Origin of the sequence: Flavobacterium croceum DSM 17960, from assembly GCF_002917885.1 — a bacterium.
In the GTDB taxonomy this organism is placed as follows: Bacteria; Bacteroidota; Bacteroidia; order Flavobacteriales; family Flavobacteriaceae; genus Flavobacterium; species Flavobacterium croceum.
In genome coordinates this window covers 1-11,592 of the sequence record NZ_PQNY01000025.1, presented here as the reverse complement: position 1 = coordinate 11,592, position 11,592 = coordinate 1, and the positions used below count along the sequence as shown (strand labels likewise).

General features: G+C 32.9%; 11 protein-coding genes. 9 read left to right on the top strand and 2 right to left on the bottom strand.

All coding sequences use genetic code 11. From position 1 onward, the window contains the following. Positions 1 to 608: 608 nt before the first annotated feature. The 6 genes from Q361_RS12375 (at position 609) to Q361_RS12350 (ending at position 5,862) form a co-directional block, all read left to right on the top strand. Complete coding sequence (locus Q361_RS12375; protein ID WP_103727048.1) at positions 609 to 1,301, top strand: outer membrane beta-barrel protein; 693 nt, start codon at positions 609 to 611, stop codon at positions 1,299 to 1,301. 335 nt (positions 1,302 to 1,636) lie between these two features. After that, entirely contained in the window at positions 1,637 to 2,359 is a 723-nt protein-coding gene (locus Q361_RS12370; protein WP_103727047.1) for a hypothetical protein, read from the top strand. A gap of 250 nt (positions 2,360 to 2,609) precedes the next feature. Beyond that, positions 2,610 to 2,936 carry a helix-turn-helix domain-containing protein gene (locus Q361_RS12365; RefSeq protein ID WP_103727046.1) on the top strand — a complete coding sequence of 109 codons (327 nt, stop codon included), beginning with the start codon at positions 2,610 to 2,612 and terminating at the stop codon, positions 2,934 to 2,936. Continuing rightward, positions 2,926 to 4,212: a DNA (cytosine-5-)-methyltransferase gene (gene dcm / locus Q361_RS12360; protein ID WP_103727045.1), complete on the top strand. Its 1,287-nt coding sequence runs from the start codon at positions 2,926 to 2,928 to the stop codon at positions 4,210 to 4,212. Before Q361_RS12365 ends, dcm (Q361_RS12360) begins: the two co-directional genes overlap by 11 nt. After that, a complete protein-coding gene (locus tag Q361_RS12355) occupies positions 4,196 to 5,599 on the top strand; it encodes a Sau3AI family type II restriction endonuclease (RefSeq protein ID WP_103727044.1) in 1,404 nt (467 codons plus the stop codon). The genes dcm (Q361_RS12360) and Q361_RS12355 overlap by 17 nt, the downstream gene beginning before the upstream one ends. Further along, a complete protein-coding gene (locus Q361_RS12350) occupies positions 5,596 to 5,862 on the top strand; it encodes a hypothetical protein (protein ID WP_103727043.1) in 267 nt (88 codons plus the stop codon). Before Q361_RS12355 ends, Q361_RS12350 begins: the two co-directional genes overlap by 4 nt. A 392-nt stretch (positions 5,863 to 6,254) precedes the next feature. Here Q361_RS12350 and Q361_RS12345 read toward each other — a convergent pair whose 3' ends face one another. Together Q361_RS12345 and Q361_RS12340 are read right to left on the bottom strand one after the other, a co-directional pair. Further along, positions 6,255 to 7,259, bottom strand: coding sequence for an NADP-dependent oxidoreductase (locus tag Q361_RS12345; protein ID WP_103727042.1), 1,005 nt, complete (start codon positions 7,257 to 7,259; stop codon positions 6,255 to 6,257). A 1-nt stretch (position 7,260) separates the two neighbouring features. After that, entirely contained in the window at positions 7,261 to 8,058 is a 798-nt protein-coding gene (locus Q361_RS12340; protein ID WP_103727041.1) for an SDR family NAD(P)-dependent oxidoreductase, read from the bottom strand. A 95-nt stretch (positions 8,059 to 8,153) separates the two neighbouring features. Between Q361_RS12340 and Q361_RS12335 the strand changes: the two genes are divergently transcribed. From Q361_RS12335 to Q361_RS12325, 3 genes are all read left to right on the top strand, one after another. Further along, complete coding sequence (locus Q361_RS12335; protein ID WP_103727040.1) at positions 8,154 to 8,573, top strand: winged helix-turn-helix transcriptional regulator; 420 nt, start codon at positions 8,154 to 8,156, stop codon at positions 8,571 to 8,573. Positions 8,574 to 8,837: 264 nt separating this feature from the next. Further along, positions 8,838 to 10,064 carry a DNA cytosine methyltransferase gene (dcm, locus tag Q361_RS12330; RefSeq protein WP_103727039.1) on the top strand — a complete coding sequence of 409 codons (1,227 nt, stop codon included), beginning with the start codon at positions 8,838 to 8,840 and terminating at the stop codon, positions 10,062 to 10,064. Next, on the top strand, positions 10,065 to 11,372 hold the full coding sequence (locus Q361_RS12325) for a phospholipase D-like domain-containing protein (protein ID WP_103727038.1): 1,308 nt from the start codon (positions 10,065 to 10,067) through the stop codon (positions 11,370 to 11,372). Positions 11,373 to 11,592: the final 220 nt, after the last annotated feature.

The following is an 11,592-nucleotide window of genomic DNA, read 5'->3' as shown; positions in this document are numbered from 1 at the left end:
TCTTAAACTGAAGTCTGTTTTTCACGAAAATGTTTATCTTTAGCAGAAATTTAACCGTTCGCTGGCTTCGCTTCTGCGTCAAGCCGCAAAACGTTGCCTGCTATACGCGGAAAAATTCCGGAAGAAATTTTTCCTGGTTTTTTGAAGGAAGAATAATGATTGTTTCTACTTCGTTGCTTTTCTTTTTTTTGTCGGAACTTTATCAGAAAATTACGGCTGAACGAAATCGGACAGAAAAACTGAAATCTAACAGAAAACCTGAGGGAAATTGTGCTTAAAAAGTGAAATCTCAAACATTTTAAAAGGAGAAACTGACAAGAAAATTTGAAACGTCGAAAGCGGAAAATTTTTTTAGAAGCGAAAGCGGAAAAAAACTTGAAATCTGAAAAAAAAACTACTCGACAGACAACAGAAAAAACGCAGATTCGCACAGCAGGCAACAGCGGTTTGGCGCAAAAGCTCATTTTCTCTTAAATTGAAGTCTGTTTTTCACGAAAATGTTTATCTTTAACAGAAATTTAGCCGTTCGCTGGCTTCGCTTCTGCTCCAAGCCGCAAAACGTTGTGCGTCAGCTAAAAAAGACAGAAACCAATTAAAAAAACAATAAAATGAAAAAATCAATCTCAATTCTTGTAATTTGCATATTATCAATTAATTTAAATGCTCAAACCAAAAAAGAAAAAGAAAAACCTTTCGGTTCTTGGAGTGCAGAAATTGGGTATTTAATTTCTACAAATAGTACTAATACGAAAGATACTAAACCACTTTTTGCAGGCAATGGTTTAAACGCTGGTGTAAATTACCGATGGGGAAATACATTAGGTATAAAATCTACTTTAGGCTTTAATGGTGGCAAAACTAATGAGAAAGAAATAGTATCTTTTGCAAAGACCTTTGAAGGAAATGGATTTACAGCTATTAGTAGCTATAGCAAAAGCTGGAGCCAATTTAATTTTGCTGCTGGACCAAGTATTTTTTTAGGTAAAAATTATAAAGGCGAAATTAGTGTATTAGGAGGTGTTCGTATGGGTAGCGAGAGGAACATAAAAATTGATTTGTATGATGCAGCGGTGTTTTATAAAAATGTATACAATGTTACCGAAAAAAAGGTTAAGCCGTTTTGGGAAGTTGGCGCAAGTTATCAAGTAGCAAATATTAAAAACATCGGATTTGGAATAAAGGGAAGTTATGGCAGTAATGGAGTCTCTTTTGGTATTGTGGCTTGGGATTGGATGGCTTGTTGTGCTGTAAAATGCAAAGCTTGCCCTGGTTTAATTCCGTCAAAGGTTATAGAAAAATAAATTTATAAAATTAAACAAGCATAAAATATAAATCAATTCACTTATGCCAAAGCAAAATAAATCCGAAAATAGTTCTCAAAGTTTCCTCAAAAACGATGGAGGCAAAACATAGAAAAATTCAATTGAACAAAACTTTTTACTTAACTGATTAAAGATAATAGCCGAACGCACAACAGCAGTTACACGAGATTTGGGTTTTAGGCAAACTTTAAAGTTGCTTTTGTACTTGAAAGTTCAGTCATTAACCGAAAATTAAGGCGTACTTTTCCCCAAACCTCGTGTAGCTGCGACACGTTGTGCGACACTAAAAAAAAACGAACTTAAAAAAGAACATTATGGGATGGAATACATCATTAATAATAATTGAAAATAAGGAAAATTATTCAAATGAAAATGAACTTTTAAAAAGTTTAGGCTTCGAAAATTTTGAGCAAAAAGAAAATACAACGTTTGATGAAATCCTAAATCCGCAAGAAAATCAAATTGGAATAGGTTATTATAACGGTAACTTAATAATTTGTGATGGATATTTATTGACAACTAAATCTTTAGAAGAAAGCAAAAACTTAAATCTAGCAGATTATGAAAAAAGTTTAATAAAGATATTTCCAAAAGCTGAAATAGTAACAGTTAGTTGTGTGAGTTCAGTAAATTTTCATGGATATTCATTAATACAAAACGGAGAAAAGAAACGCCTTAAAATTGTTGCTGAAGAAATGAAGCAAGAATTTGGAAACCGTTTTGAAGAAGAAATTGAAATTTATAAAAAATCGTACGAAGAGAACGAGCAATTATTATGGAAAGATGAAAATGATGATGATTTCTACACCGAAGACCAACTTATGGAAGATTTTACATTTAAAGTTGCCAAAAGAAGACTCGGAGTAGAAATTGCAACAGAAGAAGCTGACGACCTTTTTGAAAATACTGAATTCAAAGTGTTTCAATTAAACTTAAGTGAAAAAAGTGTAAGCAATAATTTTAAATGGAAAAAATATTTAATAATTGGCGGAATAATAATTATCGTAAAAATTCTATTTAAAACAATATTTAAGTAAAACATTAGCGATCGCACAACAGCCGTTTTGCGCTATTGCGAGAAAAGTGCAAAATTGACGTTTATCTTTCGCAAAAAATTTTATCTTTAACAGAAAATAATCAGTTCCGAAGCTCGCAACAGACGCAAAGCGGCAAAACGTTGTGCGACACCCTTGCCGAACTGATCGCAAAAACCAAACTTCCGAAAATATTTTGGACTTTATTTGTCCATTTTAAAAATAATTGTATCTTTGGACAAAATATGACCAAATGACTACAATTAAAAAACATACATCTTTTGGCGAACTTTTGAGAGGTTTGAGAGAGGAAACGGGACAGACTTTAAAAACTGTTGCTGAAAATTTGGAAATGGACACTTCCCTACTTGCGAAAATTGAACGCAACGAAAGACAACCAACAAAATTAATTATAAGTCAAGTTGCTGAATATTTTAATGTTGATAAAAAAGAATTGCAAACTGAATTTTTAAGCGACCAAATCGCTTATAAAATTTTAGACGAAGAAGCGGACATTGAAATCCTAAAAGTTGCTGAAGAAAAAGTAAAATACCTAAAAACTGTGAACAATGGAAAATAAAATAAAAGTTGTCGAATTGTTTGCAGGTGTTGGCGGTTTCAGACTTGGATTAGAAGGCTGGAACGGAAAATCTGCGTCTTCAAATTACAAAGAAAAATTTGAAAGTCCTTACGAAGTTGTTTGGAGCAATCAATGGGAACCTTCAACAAAAATTCAACACGCATCTGCTGTTTACGAAAATCGTTTTGGTATGGACAACCATTCCAACAAAGATATTGCAAGCGTTGAAGTTTCTGAAATTCCCGACCACGATTTGTTGGTTGGCGGTTTTCCTTGTCAAGATTATTCGGTTGCAACAACACTGAAAAATTCTAAAGGTTTAATCGGTAAAAAAGGCGTTTTGTGGTGGTCAATTCACAAAATTCTTTCAGAAAAAGAAAACAAACCAAAGTACTTGTTTCTTGAAAACGTGGACAGACTTTTAATTTCGCCATCAGGACAACGTGGACGAGATTTTGCAATTATTCTTCAAAGTTTAAACGAATTAGGTTACGCTGTAGAATGGCGAGTAATAAATGCTGCTGATTTTGGAATGCCACAAAGACGAAGAAGAATTTTTATTTTGGCATATTTAAACAATACCGAAATTTACGAAAACATTAAAAACATTAAAACAATCGAGTGGATTTTGGAAGACGGAACGTTGGCAAATTCTTTTCCTGTAACAACCGAAAACAAACTATTCCCAAAAGAATTTAAACTAAAAGGCGACATTGTTTCTATTTCGGAAAACTTCAATAAAAACGGAAAAACAGGAATGTTTGAAAACTCTGGATTGATGATTGACGGAAATGTTACAACCATAAAAACACAACCAAATTACGAGGGAAAATTTACAATTTTAAAAGACTTAATCCAAAACGGAGAAGTTACCGAAGAATTTTATATCAGCAATGAAGAACTTGACAAATGGAAATATTTGAAAGGTCCGAAAAAAGAAATGCGTAAAAATGCAGACGGTTTTGAGTACAATTATAGCGAAGGTGGAATGATTTTTCCTGATCCATTAGACAAACCATCACGAACAATTATAACAGGCGAAGGCGGAAAATCTGCATCAAGATTTAAACATGTTATTCAAACGTCAAAAGGTTTTAGAAGATTATCGCCAGTAGAATTAGAGCGTTTAAATATGTTTCCGGACGATCACACAAAATTAAACGGAATTTCAGACACAAAACGAGCGTTTTTTATGGGAAATGCTTTGGTTGTTGGTGTCATAGAAAAAATAGGAATTGCTCTAACAGAAAAAATAAAGAATGAAGTTACCGTATAATCCGAGCGACAAAAACTCTGTTATTGAGTACGCAAAAAAATTGAAAGGAAAATCTTTACGCCAAGTTTGTGACCCAACAATTTTGGAGCATTCTTATTCAGGTAAAGGAAATTTTGGACAAGTTTTAGAAAAATTTTACTTTGGTTACGAACCCAATTCAACAGCAGAAGCCGATTTTACTCAAATTGGAATGGAGTTAAAATCTTCGCCTCTAAAACAACTTAAAAATAATGAATATCGTTCAAAAGAGCGATTGGTTTTAAACATCATCAATTACTTTAATGTTGTAAACCAAAATTTTGAAAATAGTGATTTCATTAAAAAGAATGCAAGCATTCTTTTGATTTTCTATTTGCATCAAGCTGGTTACGACATTTTGGATTTAATTATAAAGTTGGTTGACGAATGGAGTTTTCCATCAACAGATTTAGAAATCATCAAGAAAGATTGGGAAACAATCACTAAAAAAATTGCTGACGGAAAAGCACACGAACTTTCGGAAGGCGACACTTTTTATCTTGGAGCTTGCACCAAAGGTGCAAACGCTTCATCGGTAAGAAAACAACCTTTTTCTGAAATTCCTGCAAAACAAAGAGCATATTCATTTAAGCAAGGTTATGTTAATCATATAATTGCATCAATTGCAAATGAACCAACGGAAATTTATGGTAAATTAATTTCATCGGTTGCTGTTGCAAAAAAACAGACAATTGAAGAAATTGTAATTTCAAAATTCAAACCATATTACGGAAAAACACAAGAGGAAATTGTGAAAAGTTTGAAAATTGAAATCAACACAAAAGCAAAAAGTTTTTATGCTAACTTGACAAAATCAATTCTTGGAATTTCTCTTGACAAAGAAATTGAAGAATTTGAAAAAGCAGAAATTATTGTAAAAACTGTTCGCTTAAAAGAAAATAATTTGCCAAAAGAAGACATTTCTTTTCCAACATTCAAGTACGAAGAAATCGTAAATGAAGATTGGGAAAACTCTGATTTTAAAGACATTTTAGAACATAAATTTTTGTTTGTATTCTTTCAATTTGAAAACGAAAAATTGGTTTTACGAAAAGTAAAATTTTGGAATATGCCTTATACAGATTTGCTAGAAGTTGAAAAAGTTTGGACAAAAACACAACAAATCGTTGCAAAGGGAGAAATAGTAAAAGGTTTCAAAACAGACAAAAATGGAAAAGTAAGTCGTGAAACTAATTTTCCAAACAAAGAATTTAGTAAAATATCACACGTTCGGCCTCACGCAAAAGATGCTTCCGACACATATTCGTTACCTAAAAAAGATAAATTGACAAAAGAAAATGAATACACAAAACATTGCTTTTGGCTGAATAACAGCTATGTGAGAGATGAAATATATTTGAAAAAATGAACGGAATAAAAAAGGGCGATCGCACAACAGCAGTTTGGCAAAATGGCGGGTTTAATGCTAAATTCAACGGTAGTTCTTCGATTGAACTTTTGTGCATAACTGAACATTTGTGCTTCGATTTCCGCCACTTCGCCAAGCTGCAAAACGTTGTGTGTCAGTTTCGGAAGAAAAAACGCCGCAGACAACAATTCGGAAGAAGAAATATCAACTTTTTTGTGTTTTTTTTTAGAGACTTTCAACCAAAATTCATTTCTCAAATTTAAGAAACGGACAAATAAAAGTTTGCTTCTAAACGTTGCGGAATTAAAAATGTTTAGGAACTAAAAAAACTAACAACGATACGAAATCTAAAAATGGAAAGCAGAAAGCGGAAAGTTGAAAAGGGAAATATTTTAAGAAAATTATAAAACGGAAAAATTGACGTCGAAAGCGAAAGAAACTGACTAAAAAAAGGGAAGATTATTTTTCGCAACCGAACACACAACAGCGGTTTGGCGCAATAGCTCAATTTCTCTTAAATTGAAATCTATTTTTCACGAAAATGTTTATCTTTAACAGAAATTAAATCGCTCGTTGGCTTCGCTTCTGCGTCAAGCCGCGAAACGTTAGCCGTCACCCTATGAGAGACACTGCAAACATAGGGCAACAGGACAAACTACTGAACTTTGATGACAACTTTGCCTTTGGAACGACCCGACTCAACATAAGTCAATGCTTCATTGGTTTGCTCAAACGGAAAAACCTTATCAATTATAGGACGGATTTTTTCAGCTTCAATCAACTTTGTAATTTCACTCAAAGCCTTTCCGTCTGCTTTCATAAATAAAAAATTAAAATTGACACCGAGTTTTTTAGCTTTTCTTCTTACCGACAAACTCAACAAATTCATAATAATTTGAAAATGCCAACCCAAACCCAAATTTTTAGCAACAGCACCTGTGGGTGGACCTGTAAGAGAAATAAGAGTTCCTCCAGGCTTTAAGATTTTCAAAGAATTTTCAAGCACTTTTGCTTCTCTATTGCTATGAAGAACGACATCGTAATCCTTCAAAATTGTTGCAAAATCTTGTGTTTTATAGTCAATAATTAAATCGGCACCAAGATTTTTAACTAATTCAGTATTTGACGAACTTGTGGTTGTAGCTACAAAAGCCCCTATATGTTTTGCCAATTGAATTGCAAAAGTTCCTACACCACCTGAACCAGCTTGAATAAAAACCTTTTGCCCCTTTTTTAACTTAGCTATTTCAACAAGTGCTTGCCAAGAAGTGAGTCCAACCAATGGAATTGATGAGGCTTCTTCCATTGAAATGTTTTTAGGTTTCAAAGCCAAATCATTCTCATTGACAGAAATATATTCTGCAAAAGTACCAATTTTAAAATCAGCAGGTCTTGCATAAACTTCATCACCCACTTTAAATTTTGAAACTTTTGCCCCAACTTTTGTAACAATACCAGCCATATCGTGACCGTTTACAAATGGAGTTTTGTAGGGCAGAAATATTTTGAATTCGCCATTTCTAATCAATGAATCTAATAGGTTTACACCCGCACTATGGATTTTAACCAAAACTTCGTTTTCGTTTACTTTTGGCTCACTTACATCTGTTAAATGTAATGGTTCCTTTTTGCTGTATTTATTTACTGTGAATGCTCTCATTTTATTTGAATTTATTGATGTTTTTAATTATTGAATTTTCAAATGTTTTGTATGCGAAGTGTTGAATTGCCAAAAACAAAGATGCCCCTTTGCCAACGGGGTGGCTGAATGTTGGATTACTATCTTCAATTAGTTTTATTATGGTATTTATTACAGGAGTTGGTTCGGGCGATTTTTCAAATATATCTTTTGAAAATCTTTCTATTTTATTTCGGTAATTATCGTAGTCATTAATTTTACTTTCTGCCTCAAAAGAATTACTAATAATGCCAGTTTTGAACCCCATTGGCTCAACCATTGACACTTTAATATTAAATTCATTCAACTCAAATCGTAACGATTTGAAATAACCTTCCAAAGCGTGTTTGGACGCACCATAATAAGCAGCACTTGGAAAATTAAGTAAGCCCATAATTGAACCAACAGTTATTATTTTCCCATTGCGTTGCTTTCTAAAATGTGGTAATAATTCATTTGTAAGTTTTATTGTTCCCCAAAAATTGGTTTCCAATTGTTGTTTGCCTTGCTCAATCGTTGTTTCTTCGGCAAGCCCCGACAAATAATAACCTGCATTGTTTACCAATACATCTAATTGAGATATATGCTTAAACAATTCATTGCTGAAAGTTTTTATTGAACTATCATCGGCTAAATCCAACGCCAGCATTTTAAAAGGCACTTGCATTTTGGTTGGGTTGCGACTTGTACCAATAACTTTGTAACCACTTTCGTGTAGCTTGGTTGCTAGTATCAAACCAAAGCCTGACGATGCACCTGTTATTAAAATTGTTTGTTTCATTACTTACTTTTAAATTTTTATTGTATTTTTGCTTGCATATTGCAAGTGCAAATATACAAACAACTTTTAAAATGCAAGTAATTATTTAGAAAAAAATGAAAAAAGATAAAAAAAGGTCGGAATGCCCTATTAGTTGCTCACTTGACATATTTGGCGACAAGTGGTCGCTACTCATTATCAGAGATATGATGTTTGCTAATAAATCAACCTATGGCGACTTTTTAAAGTCAGAGGAAAAGATTGCTACCAATATTTTAGCATCAAGACTTCAAAGTTTAGAAGAAAACAAACTCATTGAAAAGTTAGAACACCCAGACAGCAAGGCAAAAGTTTTGTATAGGCTTACTCAAAAATCAATAGATTTGTTACCTATAATTGTAGAAATACATATTTGGGCAGAAAAACATTTTGATATTCCAGCTGACATAAAAGCAATGATAAAAGAAGCAAAAAAAGACAAAGACGAATTTATAAAGACAACGACACGACAATTAAAAAAACAAATAACGACCTGAAAAAAGGGCGAACGGCTAACAGCGGTTTTGCGTCAGGCGGGGTGACGTGCTTCTATTGACAATTTTGTGTATAATTGAAGTGCGGTTCTTCGTATCGATTGTAGTGCTAAAAAGCCCGCCCGAACGCAAAGCCCCGAAACGTTATGGGAAATGCTTTTTGAACGCTCGGTCATCTAAAGAAATTTCGGCAAAAAATAAACCAATTGTAACGCAAATGTAATTTAATTCTTAACTTGCGACTTGAAATGATTAAGCGAACAAAATATGTTGATAAAAGAAAAAATAAGCATTGAAGAATTTGATGACAAAAGTTATCAAATTAGACTTATTGAACCTTTTGAAGAAGAAAAAGCTGTTTTAACTCATTATCTTCACAACATTCACAACGGAGTTTCAAAATACTACAAAGACGAAGCTCTCACTGTCTTAAAAAATTACGTTGAATACAAAAATGAAATCGAAGTTTCTATTGTAGCCGAAGAAGCTCTACAACAATTTTTATTTGAAGTTGAAAACGTTCCGTTTCCAACCCCAGAAAATTATACTTTCAAATTTATTGATCTTTTTGCAGGAATTGGAGGATTTAGAATTGCAATGCAAAATGTTGGTGGAAAATGCGTTTACACAAGTGAATGGAACAAAGACGCTCAAAAAACTTATAGAGAAAATTTTGGTGAAATTCCATTTGGAGATATTACGAAAGAACGCATTAAAAACTATATTCCAACAGAATTTGACGTTTTGTGTGCGGGTTTTCCTTGCCAAGCATTTTCGATTGCAGGTTATCAAAAAGGATTTACCGACACACGAGGAACGCTATTTTTTGATATTGAAAAAATTATTGAAAAACACCGACCAAAGGTTGTGTTTTTGGAAAATGTCAAAAATTTGGTTTCTCACGACAACGGAAAAACCTTTAAAGTAATTATTGAAATTTTAGAAGAAAAATTAGGTTACAAAGTGTTTCATAAAGTTTTAAATTCTATGACACACGCAAACGTGCCACAAAATAGAGAAAGAATTTTTATCGTTGCTTTCGACCCGAAACAAGTTAAAAAATATAAAAAATTTAAGTTTCCAAGCGAAATTAAATTGACAAAAACAATTCACGACATTTTGGAACAAGGTAAACAAGACGATAAATATTATTATCCTGAAAATCATCAATATTACCCTGAACTTGCAAAAACGATTACAAAAAAGGACACTGTTTATCAATGGCGTAGAGTTTATGTGAGAGAAAATAAAAGTAATGTTTGTCCGACTTTGACCGCAAATATGGGTGCAGGTGGACACAACGTGCCATTGATAAAAGATGATTTTGGAATTAGAAAACTAACTCCAAAAGAATGTTTTGCTTTTCAAGGTTATCCAATGAACAAATATATTTTGCCACCTGTCGCAAACAGCAAACTTTATATGCAGGCAGGAAATTCGGTAACAACACCTTTGATTGAAAGAATTAGTAATGAGATAATAAAAGTTTTGTAAATGAGTGTTTGGGAACAATATTCTACGGAACAAAGAGAAGAATACATAAAGTTTCTACAAGTTTATGGAGCTTTATCTAATCTTTTTCGCCAAAAGCAAGGCGATATGATTCCTTATCTTGATTCCAAATTTCAGGAAACCGTTTTTGCAAAGATTTTTAACAGCCAAAATGCAGATATTGGTAACACACCTCACGATGTTGTTTCTGTTTTCGGAAATGACAGAATTGGAATTGGTTTAAAAACTTGGATGAATAGCAAACCGTCTTTTCAAAAAGTAATGCAACTCAAACGCTACCAAAATGACATCAACGCAGTTTTTAAAAATAAAGATGTTGAAGCATTAGCTTACAAAATTTCAGAAATCAAAAACGAGCGTATGAGAAGTGATTACGAGCGTTTAGGATTATCAGAAAACAAAAACATTTATCATTATGTAACTCGTGATGAAGGTCGTTTTGTAATAAACGAATGTGCTTATCCTCTGATTGATTTAAACAAACTTGAAAAATTTAATCTAACACCAACTGCATTTTCTTGGTCGGACGGACACAAAGATTATAAATATACATTTGGAGATTCACAAATTCATCAAAAATTCGATTCATCAAAAAAAGACACTTTTTTACTTCATCAATTTGATATTCAAATCATTGAAGACCCATTTTCATTTTTATTAGAAGCTTATTTTAACTTTATTGATAAGGCAAAAGTTGCTGTTAAAAATATCGTTGAAGTTTATCTTCCACTTTATTCTTACCAATCAAAAGAAGTTGAAGAAAAATCGGGATTAAATGCTTGGAACGCAGCACCAAAAAATAAAGGAAGCGAAACTTTACGACCATTAAACGAAGTTTATATTCCTATTCCGAGAGAATTTCACAAAAAACACCCAAACTTTTTCACGAAAGACATTTTTGAATTTGAAAATGAACAAAAAAATTATCAAGGCGATAAGGAAAATAAGCCAGAAGTTCGTTTTTATTTGCAACTTCCAAACGGCAAAAAAATTCCGTCTTTGGTAACGCAAAGCAATATGAAAGGTTTGCAATCAGGAAGTAACACTGAACGTGATGAAAACGGAAAACGTTACGGACAATCGGCACTCGGACAATGGCTTTTAGTTGATGTTTTAGGCTTAAAAGACAGGAAATTAGTAACTCGTGAATGGTTACAAAAAAAAGGAACAGACAGTGTTCGACTTTGGAGAGATAAAGACAATTATTCAATTATTAACATTGACTTTGCACCGATTGGCTCATTTGAAGCATTTATGAATAACGAACCAATACCACAAGACGAAGATTAGCACTTCCCATAACATCGGTTTGGCAATATGGCGGCTGAAGTGCTACTTGAAACATTTGTGCAAGGTTCAACAGCAATAATAATATTGAACTTTAGTGCTAAAAATCCCCCACATCGCCAAGCCGAAAAACGTTGGCAGATATATTATGACGAAACTACAAAAAATCACATTCATCGTAACAATTATACTTTTTGCAAGTTGCGAAAAGGAAATTAGTGAA